18 protein-coding genes are annotated in these 25,372 nt (G+C 63.7%); 7 read left to right on the plus strand and 11 right to left on the minus strand.

Annotation, left to right across the window (positions count from 1 at the left end; all coding sequences use genetic code 11):
• Positions 1-62 precede the first annotated feature (62 nt).
• The 9 genes from SSA02_RS06000 to mutM form a co-directional block, all read right to left on the minus strand.
• Positions 63-1,985, minus strand: coding sequence for a cation:proton antiporter (locus SSA02_RS06000; RefSeq protein WP_147093105.1), 1,923 nt, complete (start codon positions 1,983-1,985; stop codon positions 63-65).
• Between the two features lie 50 nt (positions 1,986-2,035).
• Positions 2,036-3,328 carry an RsmB/NOP family class I SAM-dependent RNA methyltransferase gene (locus SSA02_RS06005; RefSeq protein ID WP_147093107.1) on the minus strand — a complete coding sequence of 431 codons (1,293 nt, stop codon included), beginning with the start codon at positions 3,326-3,328 and terminating at the stop codon, positions 2,036-2,038.
• Positions 3,329-3,351: 23 nt separating this feature from the next.
• Entirely contained in the window at positions 3,352-4,860 is a 1,509-nt protein-coding gene (gene guaB / locus SSA02_RS06010; RefSeq protein ID WP_147093391.1) for an IMP dehydrogenase, read from the minus strand.
• A gap of 155 nt (positions 4,861-5,015) precedes the next feature.
• Positions 5,016-6,161 carry a hypothetical protein gene (locus SSA02_RS06015; RefSeq protein ID WP_147093109.1) on the minus strand — a complete coding sequence of 382 codons (1,146 nt, stop codon included), beginning with the start codon at positions 6,159-6,161 and terminating at the stop codon, positions 5,016-5,018.
• A gap of 399 nt (positions 6,162-6,560) precedes the next feature.
• The gene (gene recF, locus SSA02_RS06020) at positions 6,561-7,661 is read right to left on the minus strand and encodes a DNA replication/repair protein RecF (RefSeq protein ID WP_147093111.1); all 1,101 of its coding nucleotides are present in this window, start codon (positions 7,659-7,661) and stop codon (positions 6,561-6,563) included.
• A 23-nt stretch (positions 7,662-7,684) separates the two neighbouring features.
• Complete coding sequence (gene dnaN / locus SSA02_RS06025; RefSeq protein WP_147093113.1) at positions 7,685-8,809, minus strand: DNA polymerase III subunit beta; 1,125 nt, start codon at positions 8,807-8,809, stop codon at positions 7,685-7,687.
• A gap of 72 nt (positions 8,810-8,881) precedes the next feature.
• Complete coding sequence (gene dnaA / locus SSA02_RS06030; protein ID WP_147093115.1) at positions 8,882-10,270, minus strand: chromosomal replication initiator protein DnaA; 1,389 nt, start codon at positions 10,268-10,270, stop codon at positions 8,882-8,884.
• Positions 10,271-10,643: 373 nt separating this feature from the next.
• Positions 10,644-10,913 carry a 30S ribosomal protein S20 gene (rpsT, locus tag SSA02_RS06035; RefSeq protein WP_147093117.1) on the minus strand — a complete coding sequence of 90 codons (270 nt, stop codon included), beginning with the start codon at positions 10,911-10,913 and terminating at the stop codon, positions 10,644-10,646.
• 134 nt (positions 10,914-11,047) lie between these two features.
• Positions 11,048-11,917 carry a bifunctional DNA-formamidopyrimidine glycosylase/DNA-(apurinic or apyrimidinic site) lyase gene (gene mutM / locus SSA02_RS06040; protein ID WP_147093119.1) on the minus strand — a complete coding sequence of 290 codons (870 nt, stop codon included), beginning with the start codon at positions 11,915-11,917 and terminating at the stop codon, positions 11,048-11,050.
• Between the two features lie 30 nt (positions 11,918-11,947).
• Between mutM and SSA02_RS06045 the strand changes: the two genes are divergently transcribed.
• The 5 genes from SSA02_RS06045 (at position 11,948) to SSA02_RS06065 (ending at position 17,900) form a co-directional block, all read left to right on the plus strand.
• Positions 11,948-12,733 carry a class I SAM-dependent methyltransferase gene (locus tag SSA02_RS06045; protein WP_147093121.1) on the plus strand — a complete coding sequence of 262 codons (786 nt, stop codon included), beginning with the start codon at positions 11,948-11,950 and terminating at the stop codon, positions 12,731-12,733.
• An 8-nt stretch (positions 12,734-12,741) separates the two neighbouring features.
• A complete protein-coding gene (locus tag SSA02_RS06050; RefSeq protein ID WP_147093123.1) occupies positions 12,742-14,208 on the plus strand; it encodes a bifunctional phosphopantothenoylcysteine decarboxylase/phosphopantothenate synthase in 1,467 nt (488 codons plus the stop codon).
• Between the two features lie 7 nt (positions 14,209-14,215).
• Entirely contained in the window at positions 14,216-14,677 is a 462-nt protein-coding gene (gene dut / locus SSA02_RS06055) for a dUTP diphosphatase (protein ID WP_147093125.1), read from the plus strand.
• A gap of 188 nt (positions 14,678-14,865) precedes the next feature.
• Complete coding sequence (locus SSA02_RS06060) at positions 14,866-16,566, plus strand: ABC transporter permease subunit (protein WP_147093126.1); 1,701 nt, start codon at positions 14,866-14,868, stop codon at positions 16,564-16,566.
• The gene (locus tag SSA02_RS06065; protein WP_246103664.1) at positions 16,563-17,900 is read left to right on the plus strand and encodes an ABC transporter ATP-binding protein; all 1,338 of its coding nucleotides are present in this window, start codon (positions 16,563-16,565) and stop codon (positions 17,898-17,900) included. The genes SSA02_RS06060 and SSA02_RS06065 overlap by 4 nt, the downstream gene beginning before the upstream one ends.
• 12 nt (positions 17,901-17,912) lie before the next feature.
• On the opposite strand, the gene msrA is transcribed toward SSA02_RS06065, so the two are convergent.
• Both msrA and SSA02_RS06075 read right to left on the minus strand, forming a co-directional pair.
• Positions 17,913-18,473: a peptide-methionine (S)-S-oxide reductase MsrA gene (gene msrA, locus SSA02_RS06070; RefSeq protein WP_246103665.1), complete on the minus strand. Its 561-nt coding sequence runs from the start codon at positions 18,471-18,473 to the stop codon at positions 17,913-17,915.
• A 7-nt stretch (positions 18,474-18,480) separates the two neighbouring features.
• On the minus strand, positions 18,481-20,385 hold the full coding sequence (locus tag SSA02_RS06075) for a CocE/NonD family hydrolase (RefSeq protein WP_147093394.1): 1,905 nt from the start codon (positions 20,383-20,385) through the stop codon (positions 18,481-18,483).
• A 254-nt stretch (positions 20,386-20,639) separates the two neighbouring features.
• On the opposite strand from SSA02_RS06075, the gene ilvD reads away from it, so the two are divergent.
• Together ilvD and SSA02_RS06085 are read left to right on the plus strand one after the other, a co-directional pair.
• Positions 20,640-22,490, plus strand: a complete 1,851-nt coding sequence (ilvD, locus tag SSA02_RS06080) for a dihydroxy-acid dehydratase (protein WP_147093128.1) — start codon at positions 20,640-20,642, stop codon at positions 22,488-22,490.
• 583 nt (positions 22,491-23,073) lie between these two features.
• On the plus strand, positions 23,074-25,320 hold the full coding sequence (locus SSA02_RS06085) for a TonB-dependent receptor (protein ID WP_147093130.1): 2,247 nt from the start codon (positions 23,074-23,076) through the stop codon (positions 25,318-25,320).
• Positions 25,321-25,372: the final 52 nt, after the last annotated feature.

The following is a 25,372-nucleotide window of genomic DNA, read 5'->3' on the forward strand; positions in this document are numbered from 1 at the left end:
GCTTCCCTGCCTTACCTCGCATTTCCCGACGCCGCGACCGGGCGATTGACGAGAGGCCTATTCTACCGGGCGGATTCTCCGGGAGTATTCCGCGCCGGCTCTTCTTCCCCAGATTCCGCTTTTCCGGGTTCCGCTTTTCCGGGTTCCTTTTCACCGGGTTCCTCTTCCCCGGGGCGCTCCTCCTCGGGAGCCGGAGGCGGGGTCATGAAGACGAGAAGGTCGCCCACAGCGGGGCTTGCCTGGAATTCGTCCTCCGCCGAGCGGATGGTGATCGACTGGCCGCGGCGGATCGAGAGAAAATCGAGCCTGTTCGGAACGGCACCGAAAGTCCCCGCACTCGCATCATCGGCCATGGCGGTCATGAAACGCCACCCCTTCTCGTAGAGCATCTCGATCAGGGTGAAGTTCCATGACGGATCGCCGAGGAGCTTGCCGCGCGCATCGCGCGAGAGCCCGTGATAGAGATCGAGACGGGCGACGCCCGGGCTGATCTGGAAGACGCGCTGACGCCCCATATGAGGCGCCATATGGGCGCAGACCAGCCCGTTATAGATCGCATCCCCCGTCGTCGCGATGAGATAGTCGGCCGGGCGCTCCTCCAGCGCCTCCTCGCCATGCTGGGAGAGCAATTCGGCCCGCAGGACGGGTATGCCGCGCCTCATGGCCGGGAGCAGTGTGTTGGAGCGGTTATCGACCAGAAGGACCGGTATGCCCGCGCCGCTCAGACATTCCGCCAGATTGATGGACCACGCGGATGCGCCGACAATGGCAAGGGCGGGCTCGTTCGAGAGCGTCAGTCCGAGATAGCGTGCGAGCGGCCTGAGCGAAAACCCGTGAAAGATCATCGTTCCGCCGATGATCGCGAAGACGGCGGGCATGATCAGATCGGCGCTGTGATATCCGGCATCCGTCATCCGGTATCCGGCCGCACCCGCCACGGCGGCGGCCACGATGCCGCGCGGGGCGATCCACGCCACGAAGAGGCGCTCCTGCCAGCGCAGCCCCGTACCGATGGTCGAGGCGAAGATCGCAAGAGGACGCACGCCGAACATGACGGCCGCGGTCAAAAGGCAGATCGGCAGGGAGAGATGCGCCAGCACATCGCGATGCAGGTCCGCCGTGAGCATGATGAACAGCACCGCCACGACGAGCACGACGAGGGATTCCTTCATCCGGCGCAGCTCGGACAGGCCGGGCACATGCAGATTGGTGAGCGCCATACCGAACACGGTCGCGCCCACGAGCCCTGCCCCTTCCATGCTCATGTTGCAAATGCTGAAGATCAGAAGCGCCAGCGTCAGGAGAAGCGGCGTCTTCAGCGGCTCCGGCATGAGGTCGCGTACGAAGAGATAACGCACGAGATAGGCGGGCGCGATACCGACTGCGAGGGATTCCGCCGTCGATGCGAGAAGATCCGGGAGCACTTCGGTCAGGAAGACATCCGTGCCGATCGGCACCCGCGTGGCCACCACCTGAAGCACGACCGCAGCGAGGATGGCGCCTATCGGATCGTTGATGATGGCTTCCCAGCGCAGATAGGCCGCAACGCGGGGCTGGAGCTTGTTGTGTCGCAGGAGGGGCAGCACGACGGTGGGCCCGGTCACGGTGATGATCGCGCCGAAAAGCGCCGCGACGCCCCATTCCATATGCGCGATATAATGCGCCGCCGCCCAGCCGAGCCCCCAGCTTATCGGCAGCGCCAGCATGGTCAGGCGCGTTACGCCCTCGCCCGCCTCGCGGAGCTGACGGAAATCGAGAAGCAGCCCGCCTTCGAACACGATGATGGCCACGAGCAGGGAAACGAGCGGACGGAAGATCCATCCCAGCGCGGCAGAAGGATGCAGAAGCCCCAGTCCGGGTCCGAAGACGAGTCCGAGCGCGAAGAGCAGGACGATCGCCGGCAGGCGAAAACGCCACGCAACCCACTGCGCTCCGATCCCCGCCCCCAGCGTCAGGAGCAGGCCGACAAACATTGCAAGAGCCATGACTTAGTGATCACTCCAGCCCGATGGGCAGTACGACAGGATGCGGGGCTTCAGACCGGCTTGCAGCGAAGAACGGCTGCAAAAAATCCGTCCGTGCCGTCGCGATGCGGCGTGAGCGAGAATCCGGTCTTCTCCCTGAGGGACACTGGCAGGGTTTCGCCACCGGCCGCAACACGTTCGAAACGATCCGACCGGGAGAGAAACGCCGCGATCTGGTCTTCGTTTTCCTCTTGCAGCAGCGAACACGTCGCATAGACCAGTCGGCCGCCCGGCTTGACCAGACTGGCCGCCCGCTCGAGGATCTCGGCCTGCTTGACCAGAAGTTCGCGTATATCGCGTTCCTCGAGCCTGATACGGGCATCGGGATTGCGTCGCCATGTTCCCGTCCCCGAGCAGGGCGCATCGACCAGAACCCGGTCGAACGCGCCCGCCCGGCGCTTGACCCATTTGTCGCCACCGGTCAGGAGATGGCGCTCCACATTATGGACTCCCGCCCGCCTCAGGCGCTTGACCGCGCCTTCGAGACGCGGCGCCGACACGTCGCATGCCACGATCTGCCCGCGATTTTCCATGCTCATGGCAATTGCGAGGGTCTTGCCCCCTGCCCCTGCACAGAAATCGACGACCCGCTCACCCGGTCTGGCATCGAGGGCCGCAACGATGAGCTGGCTGCCCTCGTCCTGGATCTCGATAATGCCCTCCCTGAAGCCCTGCGTGGCCGTCACCGGCTGTCGGCCGGGAAGTCTGAGCCCCCAGGGAGAGAGCGATGTGGGTGTCGCAACGACCTGCTCGTTCCGGAGGATACGGATGGCCTCTTCGCGATTGCCCTTGAGCAGATTCACACGCAGATCGAGCGACGCTCCCGAATCGAGCGCGGCCATTTCCTGTTCGAGCGAGGCCCCGAACGCCCGCACGAGATAAGGATGAAGCCAGTCGGGATATTCGAGCCGCACCGGCCCCGGCATTTCAGGGTCGTTCAGCGCCGCACCGGCTAGGGCAGCGAGCGCCGTGTCCTCGCGCTGGGTGAGATGGGACTGGGCGAAGCGCTCGCCGCTGAACAGCCCGCGCACGGTCCCGAGTTCCTCCCCGCCGAGCAGGAGGGATGCGGCGCAGAGCGTCCGGGGCGACGGCCCTCCCGCAATGGCGCGGAGATGCCAGTGAAGACGGCGCCACTGACGCAGGACGTCCCAGACGCGGGCGGAAATGACACGGCGATCGCCGCCCCCGATATAACGGCGATCGCGGAAATAGGCATTTGCCGTCGCATCGGCAGGACGGCGGGGAGCGGCCTCGATGGCACAAAGCAGATCGATGGCGGCAGAAAGTCTGGCGGCGGGAGTCATGCTCCCGCACCTACAGGCTTTTGTCAGTCCTGGCGATAGTTAGGTGCTTCACGCGTGATGGTCACGTCATGCACATGGCTCTCGCGCAGACCGGCATTCGTGATGCGACGGAACTGGGTGCGCACCTGCAGATCGGCGATCGTCGCGGAGCCCGTATAACCCATTCCCGCCTTGAGGCCGCCGACAAGCTGGTGGATGACCGCCGCCATGCTGCCCTTGTAGGGCACCTGCCCCTCGATGCCCTCGGGCACGAGCTTGAGCGAGTCCTTGACCTCGGCCTGGAAATAGCGATCCGCAGAGCCCCGGGCCATGGCACCGAGCGAGCCCATGCCACGATAGGCCTTGTAGGAGCGCCCCTGATGCAGGAAGACCTCTCCCGGGCTTTCCTCGCATCCGGCGAGAAGAGACCCGATCATGACCACGTCCGCACCGGCGCCGATCGCCTTGACGATGTCGCCCGAGGTCCGGATGCCGCCATCAGCAATCGCGAAGATGCCGGCGTCATGACAGGCGGCCGATGTTTCCATCACAGCCGAGAATTGCGGCACGCCCACGCCGGCCACGACGCGGGTGGTGCAGATCGAGCCCGGGCCGATACCGATCTTGACGCAATCCGCACCGACCCCGGCAAGGGCGATCGCAGCGGCCGGCGTCGCGACATTCCCCGCAATGACCTGTATCCCGTCATGACGCGCCTTGAGGGTCGCCACCGTATCGAGCACGCCGCGCGAATGACCGTGCGCCGTATCGACGATCACGATATCCACACCGGCGGCGACCAGAGCTTCGGCCCGGGCGAGACCGTCCGTGCCGACACCGATCGCGGCAGCACACCGCAAACGACCGAAGCGATCCTTGATCGCAAGCGGATGTGCCTCGGCCTTGTCCATGTCCTTGACCGTGATGAGACCGATGCAGCGATTATGCTCATCGACCACGAGAAGCTTCTCGATGCGATGACGGTGCAGAAGCTCCTGGGCGACGGCAGCATCCGCCCCGTCGCGAACGGTCACGAGATTGTCGCGGGTCATCATGTCCCGCACCGGGGTCTCGAGATCCCGGGTGAAGCGCATGTCGCGATTGGTCAGGATACCCACGAGCTCGCCGCTCTCGGGCAGCACCACGGGCAGACCGCTGATGCCGTGCTGCGCCATGATGACATGGACGTCACGGAGGGTCTGATCGGGGCCCACGGTGACCGGATTGACCACCATGCCGGATTCGAAGCGCTTCACCCGGCGGACATGCTCCGCCTGTTCCTCGATCGAGAGGTTCTTGTGAATGACGCCCATGCCGCCCTGCTGGGCCATGGCAATGGCCATGGCATCCTCGGTCACGGTGTCCATGGCCGAGGAGAGAAGCGGAATATTGAGTTCGATCGAACGGGTCAGCCGGGTCCGTGTCGAGGCCTGTGCGGGCAACACGTTCGATTCGGAGGGCTCGACGAGCACGTCGTCGAAGGCAAGCGCTTCACGGATCCGGGCGTGGGATACCGAGCGGGATGCGTAATCACCGACACGTTCGCCGGCCATTCCGGTCGGTCCTTCATTGGTCGTCGTCATCTGCCGCTACCTCCCCGCAAGTCAATCGGGAAAGCCCGCGGCTTCCCCACCGTTGGCGCGTCCTCTTAGACCAATCGGCACGGAGTTGGAAACAGCTTATCGCGCGCATGCGCGCTTATTTCGCCTCAGGCGGCGAGCCTCATGCGCTCGGGTCCGGCCGAGGCGGAGAGAAACGCCCGGATCGCCCCCGCCGCCCGCAGGGATGCGCCCGCGAGCGGAGACGGGCCGAACGTCTCCTCGATGACCCGCTCCTGCCGTCCGCGATAGAGCGCGTGACGGGAGGAGGCGAGAGAGAGCGCCTGCGGGATGTCCTCGATACGCTCGACCACGTCACCGAGCGTCCAGTGAAGAAAGCGGGGATTGCCGCGCCAGGCGACGCGATGGGGATTGAGGAAGACGCAGGGGCGCGGTTCGACCAGGAACTCATAGACCTGGCTGCTTACGTCTCCGATGTAGAGAGAGGCCTGCGTGGTATGGGTCATGTCGAGCATGGCGGTCGAACAGGTATCGATCGCGATTCCCGGTCCCGCCATTTTCCTGAAGAAGTGGCGGCGCATCCCGAGATCCCGGTGAAAGATCTTCACATGGGGCGCCACGAGGAGATCGTACTCCTCCATGGCCGAGATCGCCTGGACGAGCGGAGCGAGACAGGTCCGATAGGACGAGAGACCGCGCTTGTAATGCGGATTGTAAAGCGCCGTCTTCTTCTCCCCGGTGGCCTCGCGATTCGCGCGACGCCCGGAGACAGCGTCGAATTTCGGATAACCGACGAGGCGTATCCGGTCCGGCGTCGTGTGACCCGCCTCCGTCATCATGCGCGCGACCTTCCGCCCCGGAAGCAGGACGAGATCGAAGGCCCGGACCAGATGCTCGTCATTGACCACACGGTCGCCGGCGCCGTGCTGGATGAGAATCAGCGCAGGTTTGCGCAGCCCCATTTCTCGGAGGATACCGGCAGAATATTCGGTCGCGACCACGGCATCGAATGTCTCGAGGCGTCCTATGGCGGCCTTCATGACGCGCAGACGCTCCGCATCGAACCGGCGAGCGGCTCTCAACACGCGCGCAGCGGGAGGCATGGCGAGCCGCTCCCTGCCGATGCGGCTCCGGGCAGGATCGTCTCTCCGGATGGAATCGAGATGGCTACAGGTCTCCGGGAAGCTCACGAATTCAGTGACTTCGCACCCGGGCGCCATCGCGAGCTCGGACGCAACCTTTGCGACATGATAGCATTGATAGGGCTCGGCGACGTAGAGAAACGCGATCTTCATGAGACGGGGCGCGACGTGATCTTCATCCCCGCGATCCTAGAACCATCCCACGTAACGCATTGTAACGATAGGATTCACCGATCCATACCGGCGCGGGAAAGGGTCGGGCCTGTTGCATGCCGCGGCCTCGTGCAGTTGCGCATGCGGGAGGCTTCTTCGCCAGATCCCGTGTCGAAGTGGCAATGGATGAAACGCGTCCCCGCTTCCGCCGCCCGCAGCGCGGGATGGCGGTCTTGCGGCACTTTCGCGCCGGGGTCGTCCCGGCACGCGCGGGGCGGAGACGCATCGCCGGACATGATCACCGCGATACCGGAAAGGATCGGACGGTCGGCTCAACTCCCGCCAGGAAGTCGCGATTTCTGTTACAATTTTATGACAATATAACGATCGCGAAGCGAATCAGGAAACGAATCCGCCGTCGCTGATCTGCCGGAACTCCGCATGTCGCTCCAGCGCCGCGAAATGCGCGCGGTCGGTTCCGGTCATCGTCACGGCCATATCGGAGCGTGCCAGAAAATCCTGCAGCGCGTCGCGTCTTTGCCGGTCGAGATGAACGAGCGGCTCGTCCAGAAGGATGAGAGGCGAGGCATGACCCATCGCGCGCAGCAGGCCTGCGTGATTGAGTATCGTATGGACGAGCATCGCCTTCTGCTGTCCACTGCTCGAAAGGGTCGCGTCTCTCCCGGTCCGCACGTCTTCCAGAGCGAAATCCGCCCGATGCGCCCCTGAGGAGGTCGCGCCGCGCTCGCGATCCGCCCCCCGTGAGGCGCGCAGGGCGTCCCTGAGCTGCTCTTCGACCGCGATCGCCGGACGCTCGGACAGAAGAGCGCCGATGGCGCATCGCAGCCTGAGACGCGTTGCCGGAAAGGTCGAGCCATACGCCAGATCGCGGGCATTCATCGCCTCGACCAGAGCGAGGCGTGACGCCGTCATGGCGACTGCATGGCGCGCGATGCTGTCCTCGAGCCCGTCCAGCCAGACGGCCTGCCCGGGATGAGTACCCAGAACGCGATTGCGCTGAGACACCGACCGCTCGTGCGACGCAGCCTCCCGGGCGTGATTGGAATCGAGAGCGAGAACCAGACGGTCGAGGAAACGGCGTCGTCCCGATGCAGGATCGGAGAAGAGACGATCCATCGGGGGGGTGAGCCATGTCACCGCGCAATGTGCGGCGATCTGGCTCTGGGCCCGCACGGGCATGTCGTCCAGCCGGAACAGTCTTCTGGCGGGGTTGGAGGGATCGCTGCCGGTCGCGATCGAAACCGGATCTTCCGCGCCGAGCCGGGCGGCTATGCCCCAGACATGCGCGCCCTGCCTGAGGATCTGGCTATTGCCCGCGCCACGCAGACCGCGCCCCGGAGCGAGGAGGGACAGCGCCTCCAGGAGATTGGTCTTTCCCGCGCCATTCTCGCCGAACAGGACGGAGAGCCGCGCCTGCGGTTCCCAGACGAGCCGCTCGTAATTGCGGAAATCGGTGAGAACGAGACGCGCGACACGCAAGGGAGACGTTGCTTCCCCCGGGATCAGACGCGCATCGGCATCAGGACATAGAGTGCCGAAGGCGCATTCGTATCGCGGACCAGGGTCGGCGCGGCGCTGTCGGCAAAGACGAACTCCGCCTCCACGTCGATCTGATCGGTGATGTCGTTGAGATAGCGCGCCTGGAACCCGATCTCGAGCGACGGACCGTCATAGCTCACGCTGGTCTCGTCGAGTTCCTCTTTTGCCATCCCCTGATCGGGGCTGATCGCGGAAAGCGTCAGGAGATTGGGCTGCACCGCAAGCTTGACCGGACGCGAACGCTCCTGGCTGATCGCTGCGACGCGCGCAACGGCATCGGCGAAGGCCTGCTTGTTCACCCTGAGGAAACGGTCATTGTTCTTGGGGATGACACGCTCGTATTCGGGGAACGTCCCGTCGATCAGCTTCGACGTCAGCATCACCGCACCGACGCGGAACTGGATCCGCGTGTCGGACAGCCCCACCTCGACGGCTCCGGCGCCCTCGTCGAGCAGCTTGCGCAGCTCGGCAACGGTCTTGCGCGGAATGATGACACCCGGAATATCCGAAGCGCCTGCCGGGAGATCCGTCTCGACCCGGGCGAGACGATGCCCGTCCGTCGCGACCGCGCGCAGCATGGGCAGATCGCCATCCTTCGCGACATGGACGTATATACCGTTGAGATAGTAGCGGGTTTCTTCCGTCGAGATCGCGAAGCGGGTCCGGTCGACCAGACCGCGCAGGACAGGCGCGGGAATGGAGAAACCGTGCGGCAGTTCGCCGGCGACCATCGAGGGAAAATCCTCGACCGGAAGCACGTTGAGGCTGGTTGCGTAACGACCGGCGCGCAGGGCGAGAGGGGCATCGCCGCCACCGTGATCCAGCTCGACGACGGAGCCGTCCGGCAGTTTCCTCACGATTTCGTACAGCACGCTTGCCGGCGCGGTAACGGCGCCATCCCGGCTTCCCTCGGCGGCAACCTCCTCGACCACGGCAATTTCCATGTCGGTGGCGGTCAGACGCAGGAGATTTCCCTCGATCGAGAGCATCACATTGGCGAGGATCGGAATGGTGTTCCGCTTTTCTGCAACGCTCTGGATATGTGCAAGGGCCCGGATCAGCGTTGTACGGTCAGCCTGGAATTTCATCGAATTATGGACCCTCGAGCACCATGAAAACAGTTGATCTAGTCTAGCAGAGGGCGTCCTCCCCGCAAGGGGTCAGCCCTCCAACATGCGACGGAGCAGCTCGACGTCTTCCGCGAATGCGGCGTCGCGCTCCATGAGCTCCTGGACACGGGATACGGCATGCATGACCGTGGTATGATCGCGATTGCCGAACTTGCGGCCGATTTCCGGCAGGGAGCGGCTCGTGAGCTGCTTGGCAAGATACATCGCCACCTGACGGGGACGGGCCACCGCGCGCGCGCGACGCGCCGAGGACATGTCGGTGAGCCGGATGTTCCAGTGCTCCGAAACCTTGCGCTGGATCTCCTCGATCGTGACCCGCCTGTCATGCGCCTTGAGGATATCGTGCAGGACATCCTGCGTGCTTTCGAGCGTGACCGGCCTGCCGAAAAGATTGGCATGGGCGATGAGACGATTGAGCGCGCCCTCGAGTTCGCGGACATTGGAGGTGATCTTGTGCGCGAGGAATTCGAGCACCTTCCCCGGAACGGAAACGCCCGAAGCCTGTGCTTTCGCCTCCAGGATCGAGATACGCAGCTCGAATGTCGTGGCATGGATATCGGCCACCATACCGCAGCCCAGACGCGTGCGCAGACGATCCTCCAGCCCGGAGAGATCCGAAGGGGACTTGTCCGCGCTGACGACGATCTGGCGGCCCGCATCCACGAGCGCGTTGAAGGTGTGGAAGAACTCTTCCTGCGTGTTGTCCTTGCCGATCAGGAACTGGAGATCGTCGATCATCAGCACATCGACGGAGCGGAGCTGCTCCTTGAACTCCATGGTCGATTGCGAGCGGATGGCGGCAATGAACCGGTACATGAATTTCTCGGCGGACATATAGGCCACCGAGACCCGTCCGCCGCTGGTCAGCTCGGAGCCGATCGCATGCATGAGATGCGTCTTGCCCAACCCGACCCCGCCATAGAGAAACAGCGGATTGAAACCCGGGCTGGACGGCTTCTCGGCCACGCGCCGGGCGCAGGCATAGGCAAACTCGTTCGGCTTGCCGACCACGAAACTGTCGAATGTGAAACGCGGGTCGAGCGGCGCGGCAAGATCGTGCCGTGCATCGGGCTGGACGGCGACCTGCGCCGGTGGCGGCGCCACCTCCTCGTCAGCAGCGGGCGTTTCCACGGGGACCGGCGTCGCGAGCGCGTCTCCGGCCCTCTGGACCTGCAGCTCGACATGATGGACGGCACGGTTCTCGTTGCGCCAGAGCTCCTGGAGCCGGTCGCCATACTGCCCGCGCACCCAGTCGCGGAGGAAACGCGTCGGAAGATAGAGCGTGATCTCGTCTTCCTCGAGCGGCCCCAGAACGATCTGTTGCAGCCAGGTCCGGTATTCCACATCGCCGACCTCGACGCGCAGCCGCTCGCGGACCTTGACCCACTGGGAGGCAAGCATCGGCTCGGTTCCGGACATGCAGGACACCGTTTCCGTCACTGCAGGAAGATCCGCATGCGACCCCTCGTCTGCCATCACTCCCCCAAATTGCAACTGAAAACACGAGAAGCCGCCGCGATGCGGAAAACGCCACAGGGCCAGGACTTCGGAAAGGGCGGGCAGGATACGGCAACCGCACCGATCGAGGCAAGCCCGACCGGAGGTCCGTCCCCGGCATTCATCGCCGGACACGGCCTGTACGACGCCCGGGTCCCGCTATCCGGCCCCGGACAGGCGAGGTCCGGAACCGGGCGAAAAAAAAGAACGGATACGACCGGAAGGCCACACCCGTTCTTTTCCCACTTTTCTCGACCGCGCATCCCCGCCCGGAGACGGAGATGCGGGAGGGCGATCAGGCCGAAGCCAGAGCCTTGATACGCGCGGAAAGACGCGAAAGCTTGCGGCTCACGGTGTTGGCGGCGAGAACGCCCTTGCCGACAGCGCGCTGCATCTCGGGCTGGGCTGCGCGGAACGCTTCGTTCGCAGCCTGCTTGTCACCGGAAAGGATAGCGGTCTCGACCTTCTTCACGAAAGTACGGACGCGGGACATGCGGGACACGTTGCGCTCGCGACGACGCTCGTTCTGACGGATGCGCTTGCGCGCGGAGGCGGTGTTAGCCATTTCTACTCTTCAGCCCTGTTCTGTTCGGCTTGTTAGGTTGCCCTGCGACAACGATAAAGCGTGCCAGCCAGTCCTCTCGAAGGAGACGCAGAGCCAGCGGAGGGCTCGCCTTTAGTCCAGTTCGCCTGCGCCAGTCAAGCGTCCAGCAGAGAAAGTGGCGGCTGGAGACGCGGACAGAAAAAACCGGACCGCCCCGCCTGGACGATACGCCGTATGCCACCGCAGGCCGGATAGCCGGGACATTCCGGGCAGGGTTGCCCCTCGCGCGCATAGACCTTGTGGAGATGCTGGAACGCGCCCGGCCTGCCCTGGGCATCCACATAATCCCGCAGGGTCGATCCTCCCGCCTCGATGGCCTCCCTGAGCACGGCCGGAATGATTTCGGCAAGACGCGTCACTTCCTCGACCGTCAGGGAGGCGGAGACACGTTCCGGATGGATCCGCGCCCGATAGAGAATCTCGGACACATAGATATTGCCGAGCCCCGCCACGACGCGCTGATCGAGAAGGGTTATCTTGATCGGACCGCGCTTCCCCCGCAGCTGCGCGACGAGATGCGCCGCATCGAACCCGCTCTCGAGCGGATCGGTCCCGAGATCTCTCAGAAGCGGATGTGCAAGCTCCCTGCCGCCGTCGAGAAGAAGAAAACAGCCGAACCGTCTCGGATCGACGAGGCCGACCCGCGAGGAATCGTCGAAGGTCAGGGTGACGTGCTCGTGACGCAGCGGGGTATAGCCCGCCCGCGCCTCGGCTCCCGGCGTGATGCGGATGCGGCCGCTCATGCCGAGATGGATGAGAAGGGTCGGCCCGCGAACGAGGCCGACCAGCAGGTATTTGCCGAGCCGCGTGACCTCCCTGACCCGCTTGCCATCGGCACGGATGGAGAGATCGTCCGGCACTGGCCAGCGGAGATCGGCCCGCGTCTCGCTGCTGATGATGCGCCGGTCCCGCAGGGCAGCCCGCAAACCGAGGAGGATGGTTTCGACTTCTGGTAGCTCTGGCATCTTGGGAGCTGACACTATATCCAGAAGAGCATGACCGACAACGCATCATTTCCCCATCCCGACTCAGCCAGCGGCGAGAGGGAGGAGACAACCGATTTCGGATATCGCTCCGTCCCGAGAGCCGAGAAGAAACCGCTCGTGCGCGCCGTGTTCGACAGCGTCGCCGGACGCTACGACGTGATGAACGACATGATGTCGCTCGGCATTCACCGTGTATGGAAGAGGATCTTCATCTCGACCCTCGCACCGCGCGGCGATCTCAAGCTGCTCGATCTGGCGGGGGGCACGGGCGATATCAGCTTCGGCTGGCTGCGCGGCGGCGGCGGCCCGGCCCTGCTGACCGATATCAATGCCTCGATGCTCGAGGTCGGTCGCTCCCGGGCCGCGAGCAAGGGCTATCTGCGCGATATCGAGTTCTCGGTCGTGGATGCCGAGGCGATTCCCCTGCCCGATCGCAGCGTCGACCGGGTGTCGATCGCCTTCGGTCTCAGGAACTGCACGGACAAGGATGCGGTCCTGCGCGAGGCGCGCCGCGTCCTGCGTCCGGGCGGGCGATTCTGCTGCCTCGAATTCTCCCACGTCCAGGTTGCGGCGCTCGCGCCGATCTATGACGCATGGTCCTTCGGCGTCCTGCCGAAAATGGGCCAGATCATCGCAAAGGATTCGGAGAGCTATCGCTATCTCGCCGAGAGCATCCGCACCTTCCCCGAGCAGGACGTCCTGGCGGAGATGATGCGCAAGGCTGGGCTCGAGAAGGTCGGCTATCAGAACCTGTCGGGGGGCATCGCCGCCATTCACTCCGGCTGGAGGCTCTGAGTCCTTCGATGGCAGCCCGCGTCATCCTGATCATCGGGGGCGGCATCGCCGCCTATCGAACGCTGGATGTCATCAGGATCCTCCGCAGGCGAGGCATTGACGTGACCTGCGTCATGACCGAGGCGGCGAGCCATTTCGTGACCCCGCTCTCCGTTCAGGCCCTGTCGGGTGAAGCCGTCCATCGCGATCTTCTCTCCCTCGCCGAAGACAGCAGCATGGATCACATTGCGCTCTCGCGAAGTGCCGATCTGCTCGTTCTGTGTCCTGCCTCGGCCAATCTCCTTGCCAGAATGGCCCATGGCCTTGCGGACGATCTCGCAACCACGCTGCTTCTCGCCACGGACAAGCCGGTTCTCGCCGCCCCGGCCATGAATGTCCGGATGTGGGAGAATCCGGCCACGCAGCGAAATCTTTCCCTGCTTCGCGCACAGGGTTGCCATTTCGTGGGTCCGGATGAAGGCGAGATGGCCTGCGGCGAGTTCGGCCCAGGGCGGCTGAGCACCCCCGATGCCATCGTCGATGCGATCGAGGCCCGTCTGCCGCGCAGCTTTGCCCGTTCGGGTCAGGCTTCTGCAAGCCAGATACATGCGGGGCAGGCTCGTGCAGGACAGGCGCTTGCAGGACAGGCGCCTGCGGAGCGGGTTCCTGCCAGGCAGCCTCTCTCCGGGCGCAGCGTTCTCGTTACGGCCGGTCCGACCCAGGAACCGATCGATCCCGTCCGGTTCATCGCCAACCGCTCTTCCGGGCGGCAGGGTTATGCCATAGCGGCGGCCTGTGCCGCACTCGGCGCCGAGGTGACGCTCGTGAGCGGACCGACGAATCTGCCCTGCCCGGAAGGCGTCAGACGTATCGACGTGACCACGGCCTGCGATATGGATGCCGCCTGCAAGGCGGCCCTCCCCGTGGATGCGGCGATCTGCACTGCAGCCGTGGGCGATTGGCGGGTCGCGGAACCCGCATTGCAGAAACGCAAGAAGCCCCACGAGAAACCCCGGACAGGAACGGCGGCGCAGCCTGCGTCTTCTCTCACCCTGACACTCGTCGAAAACCCGGATATTCTCGCGAGCCTCTCACGGCCCGGCCCCGATCGGCCCGCGCTGGTCGTCGGTTTCGCCGCAGAGACAGAGGCGCTCGAGAGCCATGCCCGGGAAAAACGGCAACGCAAGGGATGCGACTGGCTTCTTGCGAACGATGTGGGCGCAGGCAGCTCGGTTTTCGGTGGAGACCGGAACACGATTCTCTTTCTGACCGCGACCGAGACCACCCTCTGGCCGGAGCTTCCCAAAGCGACGATCGGCAGGGCTCTCGCCGATCGTATCGCCGCCTTTTTCTCCGGTCACATCGCCCGGACACGGCACTCCGCCTCCCCCACCGCTGCCGATCCTGAAACCGATCCTGCCACCGACCCTGCCATCGACCCTGCACCCGCCTCCCCAGGCGATCAGTCCCCGGCCGGTACGGCCGAAACGAGGTAACACCATCATGTCTCCCCTCCCCGTCGAGATTGTCAGACTGCCCCATGCCGAAGGGCTCGACCTCCCGCATTATGCAAGCAGCGGTGCCGCCGGGATGGATCTGCTCGCGGCCATCGACGAACCCCGCATCGTTGCCCCGGGATCCCGCATCCTCGTCCCGACCGGCCTGCGTGTCGGCCTTCCCTCGGGATACGAGCTTCAGATCCGCCCGCGCTCCGGTCTCGCCCTGAAACACGGTATTACCCTGCCGAACACGCCGGGTACGATCGATGAGGATTATCGGGGAGAAATCGGCGTCATCGTTCTCAATGCCGGTACGGAGTCCTTCACGATCACCCGCGGCATGCGGATCGCCCAGGCCGTGCTCGCACCCGTCACGCGTTTGACATGGGTCGAGGTTTCTGAACTGGATGAGACCTCACGCGGTACGGGCGGGTTCGGAAGCACCGGCCTGTGCCGCCCCGGCTGAACGCCAGTCCCTGCCGGACAAGACGCCTTCATCCGGCATCCGGGCGAAAAGACCGGCCGGGACCGATAGAGGCCGGTCCGGGATATCGGAGCCGGAACTGACATTGAAAACGGCTGGACGTCACGGGACCGGCACTGGGCCGCCCCCGGACCGGTCGGGCCGAAGCATGGTAACGAGGTAGGGAGATCATGTCGCCATTCCGGGCGAGACGCGGCACACGAAGCCTTGACCGCAAGGCCGGCCTGACAGCATCGCTGATCGGCATTCTCGTCGTGGTCGCTGCGCTCGCCGCGTTTTCGCGCTTCCTGCCTGCACAGATCGCCCTGCCCCACGGCGCGATCAAGGCGCCGCATTTCCGCGCGCTGGGCGGGCTCGCGGTTCTGGGCGGGGATCTCGGGCACACAACCTTGCGCATGGCCCTGGCAACCGGAACGGGAAGCGCGATGGGCGGCGTTCTCGCGCTGCTCGCCGGCAGGGTTTCCGCACTGGAAGGGCCGATCCGCGTCTGTCTCGGCGGGCTGCACATGATGCCCCTGCTGTGTCTTCTTCCGTTTCTGCATCTCCTCGGCACCGAAGTCGCGCTGATCGGCGTCGCCGCGCTGTGCTTCGCTGCGCCCGTGGCCAGTGCGGCGCTGGACTCGTGGAGCCGTATCCCGCGCGCCTTCGACGATGCGACCCGGGCGCTCGGTCTGACCAGCTGGCAGCGCCTGTGGCGTCTGGAGGCTCCTTTCGCCATTCCTTACTGCGTGACGGCACTTGCCCGAGCGATGCCGCTCGCCTGGTGTGTGCTGATCGGGGCGGAAATGCTCCCTGTCGATGGCGTGCTCCCGACCCGTCCCGGCCTTGGAACCCATGCGATGCAGGCCGCAGCCCTCGGCTCCGTGAAACAGAGCTTTCTCTCGGCCGGGCTGCTGGCCCTTCTCGTCGCGGCGTACGATCTCTGCCTCGTCTTTCCCTCCCAGATCTGGGCCGATCGCTATCGCATCTCGCCCGTTTTCGACGACAACACGGACCCGCTTCCCCTGCGTCTGTGGCGTCGTACCCGCTTTCTCAAACGCGGTGCGGAACGCTTCCGACAGGGCCTGGGCTGGGTGGGAACGCTGCGTCTGGGTGGCACGGGCGCGCGCGCGACCCGCGCGGAAACGCGCGCCTCGCCCCTTATCGGGCTCTCGTCGCTCCTTTTCCTTCTTCTGATCGCGCTCGGGTTTTTCTATCGGCATCACGCGCTCGATCTGCGCGATCTGGAACGCGTCACGCTTGCAAGCCTGCTTTCCGCCCTGCGCGTCACCCTCGCGCTCTGCGTGGCCCTTCTGGTCTGGGTTCCCGTCGGCGTCTGGCTGAGCCTGCCGCCGAGCCGGAGCGGGAGCATTCGCTCCGTTGCGCGGTTCTGCGTGCTTTATCCGAAAAACGTTCTCTTTCCGCTTCTGGTCCTGCTCGCCATCGCCATCGGCCTTGGCAACACGGTCTGGCCGCTTCTGCTCGTGCTCTTTCACGTCCAGTTCGTGTTCCTCGCGCAGGTTCTGCGGGGCATGCGCAGTTTCCCGCCCGATCTGCTCCGGGCCGCACAGAACCTCCAGCTTCGCGGCTGGCTCTGGTGGCGTCGCGTTCTCCTCCCCGGGCTTGCACCCGCCTTGCTCGAAGGTGTCAGCGCCGCCTCCTTCGCCGGGTGGTCGATCCTGATCCTTGCCGAACGCAATGCGTGGCGCCTTCAGAGTCACGATGGCGGCGGTATCGGCGCCTTCGTGGCCCGGGCGATCGCTACAGGGGATCTGCCGCGCGTCGTGCTCGGCGCGGCGGTGCTCACCCTGTGCATCGCGCTCGGCGAAATTCTCGTCTGGCATCCGGTGCGCCTTCAGATACGTCGCCGTATGAGCGCCTCATCGTCATGATCATGGAGCCTGTCATGCAGGAAAGCCTGCTCTCGATCCGTCATTGCCTTCAGGTCTATCAGAAGCAGAGCAGCACCGATCTTCCCGTTCTGGAAGACGTCAGCTTCGATCTTCATACAGGTGAAATCGTGGGGCTGGTCGGACGCTCCGGATCGGGCAAGAGCACGCTTCTGCGGATTGCCTCCGGCCTCGTGAAACCGAGCGCCGGGGAGGTTCTCTGGAAGGGACGTGCCCTGACCGGCCCGACGCCGGATATTGCGATGGTCTTCCAGTCCTTCGCCCTGTTCCCCTGGCTGACGGTCGCCCAGAACATCATGCTGGGCCTCGAGGCGAAGCGGTTGGCCAGGATCGAATGCGAGAAACGCGCCGATGAGATGATCGATCTGATCGGGCTGAGCGGCTATGAGAATGCCCTGCCGAAAGAACTCTCCGATTCGATGCAGCAGCGCGTCGGCCTTGCGCGCGCGCTCGTCATGCAGCCCGATCTCCTGCTGATGGACGAGCCGTTCTCGTCACTGGACGTGCTGACTGCCGAAAACCTGCGAACCGATCTGATCGAATTATGGTACGAAAACCGCCTCCCGACCCGGGCGATGATGATGGTCACCCATAATGTCGAGGAGGCCGTTCTGATGTGCGACAGGATCCTGCTCTTCTCCTCGAATCCCGGACGGGTTTCCCACGAGCTGACCGTCCCCTTCCCGCATCCGCGCAACCGCGACGATGCCGAATTCCGACGTTTCGTCGATCATATCTACACCCTCATGACACGACGCGCGCCGCTCGTCTCCGAAGCGAGTCTCGATGGTCCTGCGAGTGCGCCGCCGCCGAATCCGATGGCGCTCGTCCTGCCCCCGATCCCGATCAATGTCCTTGTCGGATTGCTCGAGACCATCGCCGCGGCGCCCTTGCTGGGACGCGCGGATCTGCCTCTTCTGACGGAGCGGCTACAGATGGCGCTCGACGATCTGTTTCCGCTCGGAGAGTCGTTGCAGCTTCTGGGACTCGCCGAACTGGAAGACGGCGATATCCTCATGACGGAAACCGGCACGCGGTTCGTTCTCGCGGATCAGGACGAGCGGCGCGAGATCATGCGAACGGCGCTTCTGCATCATATCCCGCTCATCCGGTCCATCCGCGCCGTGCTTGACGAGCGCTCGGGACACAGGACGGGCGCGGGCCGGTTCAGGCATGAACTCGAGGAGTCGATGTCACCCGATTATGCCGAACAGACACTCATGACCGCGATCAACTGGGCGCGCTATACAGAGCTGTTCGACTTCGACGAGGAAGCCGACCAGTTCATGCTCGACCGGGAAAACGCCGGATACTGAGCCCCGGGGGGATCAGGCTTTCAGCCTGTCCCGGTACATCTTGCGCGCCTTGGCGACCTTCGGCGCGACGACCGCGCTGCAATAGGCCGTTTCGGGGTTGCGGGCGAAGTAGTCGTGATGCTTCTCCTCCGCCTCCCAGAAAGGCGCTGGACCGGCTATCTCCGTGACCAGCGGGTCGGGCCAGATACCGGATCGTTCGATCTCCTGCGTCACCGCCTGCGCCGATTTCCCCTGTCCCTCGTCCAGCGCGAAAATCACCGAACGATACTGGGTACCGATATCGTTTCCCTGACGGTTTCGCTGCGTCGGGTCATGCGTGGTGTAGAAGATCCTGAGCAGATCCTCATAGCTGATCTGACCGGGATCGAAGACGATCTCGACGACTTCGGCATGGCCTGTCGCACCCGTGCATACCTGTTCGTAGCTCGGGTTTTCCCACCGTCCGCCTGCATAGCCGGGCCTGACGGACAGGACACCGCGAAGCCCCGAGAAAATGGCCTCGGTGCACCAGAAACAGCCGCCTCCCAGAAGGGCTTTGTCGAACTGCGCTTCACTCATACTGGCCTCACTCATATTGGCCTCATTGGGTCACGACAGGAAGATAGATGCTGCTCGCCTGGGCGCCGCCACGGTGAACCGACTGCGTGGCGATCCGGTAATCGGCGGGCTTCGCATCGAAGATGTTCGAGACATAGGTTTGAGGGTTGCGATCGTAAAGGGGGAACCACGAGGACTGGATCTGCACCATGATCCGGTGCCCGGGCAGGAAGACGTGGTTCACGGCAGGCAGGACGAAACGGTATTCCTCGACCTTGTTTGCCGGAATGGCCTCGGGGCGCTCGAAGCTGTGGCGGTATCGTCCCCGGAAGATATCCATCGAAATCGGGAGTTCGTAGCCGCCCATTTCCGGACGATCGGCCGTGATCCCGGGATAGACGTCGATGATCTTGACGACCCAGTCGGCATCCGTGCCCGAAGTGGCGGCAAAGAGGCTCGCGGAAGGAACCCCGGAAACCCGCACGGGATGATCGAGAGGCGCTGTCTCATAGGTCAGCACATCCGGACGGGCCTCGGCAAAACGCTGATCGCTGACGAGCCAGGGCTTCCAGCGCTTGCTGTCGTCGAAATTATAGGGTCGCGTCACGAAGGGCACGGGATGCGCAGGGTCGGACACGAAGCTGTCGACACCGGGTTTGGCCCGCGCGAATGCCAGTCCGCGATCGTCCTGCAGATACAGACGCTCGCCCGTCCCGAGACAGGTCTCCTGACAATCGGCAAGCCATCCCCTCAGCCTGTCCCAGTGGTTCTCACCCGTATTGTAGATGATCGCGTCCTCGAGATTGACCTTCGGGCTTCCCGGCTTGAGATACTGGTCGAAGAAGGGACGCATGATCGTCTTGCGATACCAGAGCGCCGTATCCCCGTCGAAATGGAGCGGCCCGAGGGTCGAGCCGTCGTAATTGACCCCGCTGTGACGCCAGGGTCCCATGACGAGGATATTGGGCACCTTCGGATGATCCTTCCGCAGGGCCATCCAGCTGTGGATGGCACCCCACATATCCTCCTGGTCCCATAATCCCTGCTCCCAGATCGTCGGGACGGAGAGGGGATGTTTCGCAAGCAGCCGGTCCAGCGCCTGATCCTGCCAGAACGCATCATAGGCCGGATGGGCCTTCAGACGTTGCCACCATGGAAACTGGTCGAGCCCCGCTGCGGTGGCGAACGCACCGGCCGAGCCGGCTTCGAGAAAATTGGTGTAATCGTCCGCGTTATGACGGGGGATCGCGTCTCCCTCGCCACGGGCGCTCATCTCCATCGTGAAATAGTCGAAGCTCCCCTGACGGAAGGCGCCGTAGTGGAACCAGTCATCTCCCATCCAGCCATCGACCATCGGGCTTTCCGGTGCGGCCACCTTGAGAGCGGGATGCGGGTGGAGAAGCGCCATGACGACGGTCCACCCCTCATAGGACGATCCGGTCATGCCGACGCGCCCGTTGCTCTCCCTGACGTTCTTGACCAGCCAGTCGATCGTGTCGAAGGCGTCGGTCGTATCGTCCGTCTTGCTTGTGTTGAGCGGGCCGATCGGCGGTCGTGTCATCACGTAGTCGCCCTCGGATCCGAACTTGCCGCGGACATCCTGGAAGACCCTGATATAGCCCGCATCGACGAATACGCCGTCGCCCTGGGGAAGAAGATTCCTCATGCGATACGCATCGGGCACGCGGTTCGCGCGCTCGGATGCGTGATACGGCGTACGAGTGAGAAGGATCGGCGCCTCATGCGGTTTCGCGCTCCGCGGAATGACGATGACCGTATGGAGCCTGACTCCGTCACGCATGGGGATCATCACCTCGTGCTTGACGTAGTCCCGCCCCGCCTCCGCCTTCCTGACCTCCGCCGGGATGTCCGAACCGCCCTGCACCATGTCGGGCGTGACCGACTGGGCATGGGCGACGGACAGACCGAACAGACAGGACGACATCATGAGGACGGATTTGATACGTGGGGACAAATGCACGCGCGGCGATCCTTTATGTTGCGACGATGACGGGTCTTGCGAAATCGCCCGGATGATCCGCCAGTCTTCCCCTTGCGGCAAGCGGGCGGCCACGTTATTTCAGTCCCGGCAATAAAAATACCCGCGCTGCCGTTTTTCCATTGCATATCGTGCGCGCTACCGCCTTCACCCAGCCTCGGTGCCCATGGCCCTGCCAAGCCCAGAACGACCGGATCCGATCTATGCCCGCCTATCGCTCCCGCACCACGACCCATGGCCGCAACATGGCCGGCGCACGCGCGCTCTGGCGCGCGACCGGCATGACGGACAGGGATTTCGGCAAACCCATCATCGCGGTTGCCAATTCCTTCACCCAGTTCGTGCCGGGCCATGTGCATCTCAAGGATATGGGGGCGCTGGTCGGAGGGGCGATCGCCGAGGCAGGCGGGATCGCGCGCGAGTTCAACACGATCGCGGTGGATGACGGAATCGCCATGGGGCATGGAGGAATGCTCTACAGCCTTCCCTCCCGTGAGCTGATCGCGGACTCGATCGAGTATATGGTGAACGCGCATTGTGCCGACGCGCTCGTCTGCATCAGCAATTGCGACAAGATCACCCCAGGGATGCTGATGGCGGCGCTCCGCCTCAATATTCCTGTCGTTTTCGTCTCGGGTGGGCCGATGGAGGCCGGGAAACTCGATGGACCGGGCATCAACCGCAAGCTCGATCTCGTCGATTCCATGGTCGCTGCGGCAAATCCGAAAGTGACGGATTCCGAGTCCGAGGCGATCGAACGCTCCGCCTGTCCGACCTGCGGATCCTGCTCGGGCATGTTCACGGCCAACTCGATGAACTGTCTGACCGAGGCCCTCGGTCTCTCGCTCCCGGGCAACGGAAGCCTTCTCGCGACCCATGCCGATCGCCGCGCCCTGTTCCTCGAGGCCGGGCGCCTCGTGGTGTCGCTCGCCCGACGCTGGTACGAGAACGACGACGTCTCGGCCCTGCCCCGCAGCATCGCCACCAAGGCCGCCTTCGAAAATGCGATGACGCTCGATATCGCCATGGGCGGATCGACCAATACGGTACTCCATCTTCTGGCAGCCGCGCGCGAGGCAGGGGTCGATTTCCACATGGCCGATATCGACCGGCTTTCGCGCAAGGTGCCCAATCTGTGCAAGGTCGCTCCTGCCAAGGCGGATGTGCACATGGAGGACGTCCATCGTGCCGGCGGAATTCCCGCCATCCTGGCCGAGCTCGCCCGATGCGACCTCATCGATCTGGATGTCCCGACCGTCCACGCTCCGACGATGGGAGCGGGACTGGCGAAATGGGACATTCTCGAAGGGGATGAGGAAGCGAGAACCCGGTTCCTCGCAGCGCCGGGCGGCGTCCGCACGACCGAGGCCTTTTCCCAGTCCAGCCGCTATCTCAGTCTCGACACCGATCGCGAGACCGGCGTTCTGCGCAGGAGAAGCCACGCTTTCTCGCAGGATGGAGGGCTTGCCGTCCTTTACGGCAATCTGGCCGAGGCGGGTGCGATCGTGAAAACGGCGGGGGTGGTCGACGCGCTTCTGACCTTCACGGGCCGCGCGCGCGTCTTCGAAAGCCAGGAAGATGCCGTCGCCGGAATTCTCGGCAACAAGATCACGGATGGCGATGTCGTGGTGATCCGGTACGAAGGGCCGAAGGGCGGGCCGGGTATGCAGGAAATGCTGTATCCGACCAGCTATCTCAAATCGAAGAATCTCGCCGAGACCTGCGCACTGATCACCGATGGTCGCTTCTCGGGGGGGAGTTCCGGCCTCTCGATCGGGCATATCTCCCCCGAGGCTGCCGAGGGTGGTCTCATCGGTCTCATCGAGGATGGCGACCGGATCGAGATCGACATACCGAACCGCGTGCTGCGCGCGCTCGTCGATGATGCCACCCTGGCGGAGCGGCGCGCCCGCATGGAGGCGCGCGGCGAACGGGCTTGGCTCCCGGACCGCGAACGCGTCGTTTCGCCCGCCTTGCGGGCTTACGGCCTTCTCACCACGAGTGCGGCCAATGGCGCAGTACGCGATCTTTCGCAGATCGCGCGCAAGGCCTGATCGACACGCAGTCCTGACCCGGGCCGGACATGGCTTCGGGCGCCATGTCCGGATGTGCGCGGGTTTGTCCCGCGATGTTCATGATCATGCGTTTGGTCCTGCCCCGTACTCTCCGGGCCGGTCTCCGATCGCCCCCCTTCCCGGCAGGTTTCGGCCCGGGTGCAGGGGGCAGCCCGGACCGAAAGGGGCCAAAGCGATGTGCCCTGGGGTATCGGCATTCCTCGTCTCGAATGACATATAGACCCGCCTGACCGACCGGGCGAAGAGACCGGCTTGCGACGCCGATCCCGTGCGATCCCCCGTCGCAGCGACGCGAAGACCCCGGAACCGGAGCAGGCCCGGAAAAAGACGGGGAGCGCGTCCCTCTCCTGCCGTTTCTGTATCGGTGTTTACGCCCCCCAAAATGCCGTATTTGTGACGTGTGCCGTGAGAGCGCGCGCATCTCCGTCAAAGACTCATCATATTCACAAAATGTTCGTTAGATGAAACATCGTGATAGCAAATATTCTTATTTCTATAATGACATGTTTCATCCGATAGCGCGTATCCGGATGCCACCTTTACCTGAATAGACGGTGGTACGATGTGTCATTCATTTCCCCTTCGGAGAAGTCTTGCCACGAGTTGCATTTTCGGCGCGCTCGTTGCCACTGACAGCTTCCGCGCCGCGCGGGCATCCGGAAAAACAGCCGGGAAAAGCGGAGACCGCATCGAGACCATTATCGTGACCTCGGAGCGCAAGACGCAGAACGTGCAGAAAATCGCGGGCTCGGTGAGTGTCATAAGCCGGAAGGTGCTGGAGAACCGCAATGTCAACACGGTCTTCGATCTTCAATACATGACGCCTTCCCTGCAGATACAGCCTTCCTACGGGGGCGGCCAGTTTACCTATACGATCCGCGGTGTCGGTTTCAGTGGCTATTCGTCCAATAACAGCCCGACCGTCGGTCTCTATATCGACGAAGTGGCAAATCCCGTGCCCTTCGGCACGAACGGTCTCATGTTCGACATGGCCCGGGTCGAGGTTCTCAGAGGGCCGCAGGGAACGCTTTACGGGCGCAATACGACAGGCGGCGCGATCAACTATATCACCAACCGGCCCGGCACATCCCGGGAGGCGGGGTTTTCCGTTCAGGATGGACGGTTCGGCGCTGCAACGGTCGATGGCTATCTCTCCGGCCCCGTATCGCGCAGCCTTTCGATGCGCCTGTCGGGTCAGACCCAGCAGGGAGGCGCGTGGCAGTACGAGCCGGTCCGTCGCAAGCGGCTTGGCGATCTCGATCGCGGCGGCGCGCGGCTCCTCGTCGATTTTCATCCCGATGAAACGACGAGCGTGCTGCTCAACCTTCACGGCAGCCGCGATCGGTCCGAAGCCAATGGCGTTCGTCCCTGGTCGCCCATCACGGCGCTCAGCAGCACGAACCCGATACCGGCGCCGACCGACCGCTACCGGACCTTCTGGGGGACTTCGTCCTCATTCGCGCGGCAGATCGGAATCGCGCCGGACAGCAAGCCCTTCAGTCATATCGATACGGGGGGCATCAATCTCAGAGCGCGAAAAACCCTCGGCGGCGTATCCATCGTCAATCTTGCGAGCTTCGATTCGATGCAGCGGGACGAATACGGCAATTACGACGGCTCCTCCCGCGCCATCGCCGATGTCTCTTTCAGAACCCGGGCGAATGTCGTCTCGGAGGAGCTTCGTTTTTCATCGTCGCGCAAGGATCGCCTGGAGTGGATAGGCGGCTTCTATTACGCCCATCAATGGCTCAATGACCGGTATCAATCGGGATTCTACGACCTGAACCGGACGAATGGCGACGTGCGCTATACGCAATACGTGAACACCTATAGCGGTTTCGGCCAGGCGACCTATCACCTCACACCCCGTATCGCCCTCATCGGCGGTATACGGCTCGAACATGAGAGACGATCGCTCGACAGGCTCTACGCCCATTACATCGTGAACGATCGCATCACCAATCCGGGGAACCGGGTCGATCACCGGGCCCTGTCCTATACCCTGCCCTCGGCGAGATTCAGTGCGGAATATACCCCCTTCCATCAGGACATGCTGTATTTCACCTTCAGCCGGGGCGTGAAATCCGGAGGGTTCACGGTCTATAATACGAATAACGCCGCCGACATGTCCCGGCCTTTCCGCCCGGAAAAGCTCTATGCCTTCGAAATCGGCAACAAGCTGGTCGTACCGCGCTACGATATGAGACTGAACGTCGATTTCTTCTATTACGACTATTTCGACCGTCAGGTTCAGTCCCAGACGGTAAGCCCCCTGAGCGGCGCGATCGGCATCTATGTCAATGCGCCGCGTTCTCACCAATATGGCGGGGAATACGAGTTCGAGTGGTCTCCGGTCGAGAGACTGCATATCCGTCAGTCGGGCGCTTACGTCACCGGCGCCTATGACGAGTTCACGACCGTAACCCGCGCCATCAAGGTCAACGGCCTGTGGCAGGGTGTCGTGACCGACGCTGCAGGGCAGCAGATTGCGGTGCCCCGGTTCACGGCGAACGGCTCGGCCGATTATTCCTGGCCTCTCGGACGCTACGCGCTCATGACGGGGATGGATTTCAGCCTGCGTACCACGCTGAATTTCCTGAACCCGCTCAATCGACTGGCTGGCTACACGCTTTGGGGCGGGTATGTCGCATTCGCGCCGCGCAAGGGGCACTGGAAGATCGAGGCCATCGGGCGGAATATCACCGACAAGCGTTACGATGTCACGCGCGGTCGATTCATCAGCGGTGACAATATAGCACTCGCCGGGATGCCCGCGACCTGGCTTTTGCGTTTCAGAGCCGATCTCTAGAGGCAGTCCCGATGCTGATCCCCTTCCCCCCCGACGGACCGGATCCGCGGTC

The organism is Swaminathania salitolerans (assembly GCF_007988945.1).
Lineage (GTDB): Bacteria > Pseudomonadota > Alphaproteobacteria > Acetobacterales > Acetobacteraceae > Swaminathania > Swaminathania salitolerans.

Excerpts from the sequence above, each read along its gene's own strand:
- SSA02_RS06000 (WP_147093105.1), bottom strand. The coding sequence starts at position 1,985 with ATGGCTCTTGCAATGTTTGTCGGCCTGCTCCTGACGCTGGGGGCGGGG.
- SSA02_RS06005 (WP_147093107.1), bottom strand. The coding sequence starts at position 3,328 with ATGACTCCCGCCGCCAGACTTTCTGCCGCCATCGATCTGCTTTGTGCC.
- guaB (WP_147093391.1), bottom strand. The coding sequence starts at position 4,860 with ATGGCCGGCGAACGTGTCGGTGATTACGCATCCCGCTCGGTATCCCAC.
- SSA02_RS06015 (WP_147093109.1), bottom strand. The coding sequence starts at position 6,161 with ATGAAGATCGCGTTTCTCTACGTCGCCGAGCCCTATCAATGCTATCAT.
- dnaN (WP_147093113.1), bottom strand. The coding sequence starts at position 8,809 with ATGAAATTCCAGGCTGACCGTACAACGCTGATCCGGGCCCTTGCACAT.
- dnaA (WP_147093115.1), bottom strand. The coding sequence starts at position 10,270 with ATGTCCGGAACCGAGCCGATGCTTGCCTCCCAGTGGGTCAAGGTCCGC.
- rpsT (WP_147093117.1), bottom strand. The coding sequence starts at position 10,913 with ATGGCTAACACCGCCTCCGCGCGCAAGCGCATCCGTCAGAACGAGCGT.
- mutM (WP_147093119.1), bottom strand. The coding sequence starts at position 11,917 with ATGCCAGAGCTACCAGAAGTCGAAACCATCCTCCTCGGTTTGCGGGCT.
- SSA02_RS06045 (WP_147093121.1), top strand. The coding sequence starts at position 11,948 with ATGACCGACAACGCATCATTTCCCCATCCCGACTCAGCCAGCGGCGAG.
- SSA02_RS06050 (WP_147093123.1), top strand. The coding sequence starts at position 12,742 with ATGGCAGCCCGCGTCATCCTGATCATCGGGGGCGGCATCGCCGCCTAT.
- dut (WP_147093125.1), top strand. The coding sequence starts at position 14,216 with ATGTCTCCCCTCCCCGTCGAGATTGTCAGACTGCCCCATGCCGAAGGG.
- SSA02_RS06060 (WP_147093126.1), top strand. The coding sequence starts at position 14,866 with ATGTCGCCATTCCGGGCGAGACGCGGCACACGAAGCCTTGACCGCAAG.
- SSA02_RS06065 (WP_246103664.1), top strand. The coding sequence starts at position 16,563 with ATGATCATGGAGCCTGTCATGCAGGAAAGCCTGCTCTCGATCCGTCAT.
- msrA (WP_246103665.1), bottom strand. The coding sequence starts at position 18,473 with ATGAGTGAGGCCAGTATGAGTGAAGCGCAGTTCGACAAAGCCCTTCTG.
- SSA02_RS06075 (WP_147093394.1), bottom strand. The coding sequence starts at position 20,385 with ATGATGTCGTCCTGTCTGTTCGGTCTGTCCGTCGCCCATGCCCAGTCG.
- ilvD (WP_147093128.1), top strand. The coding sequence starts at position 20,640 with ATGCCCGCCTATCGCTCCCGCACCACGACCCATGGCCGCAACATGGCC.
- SSA02_RS06085 (WP_147093130.1), top strand. The coding sequence starts at position 23,074 with ATGTGTCATTCATTTCCCCTTCGGAGAAGTCTTGCCACGAGTTGCATT.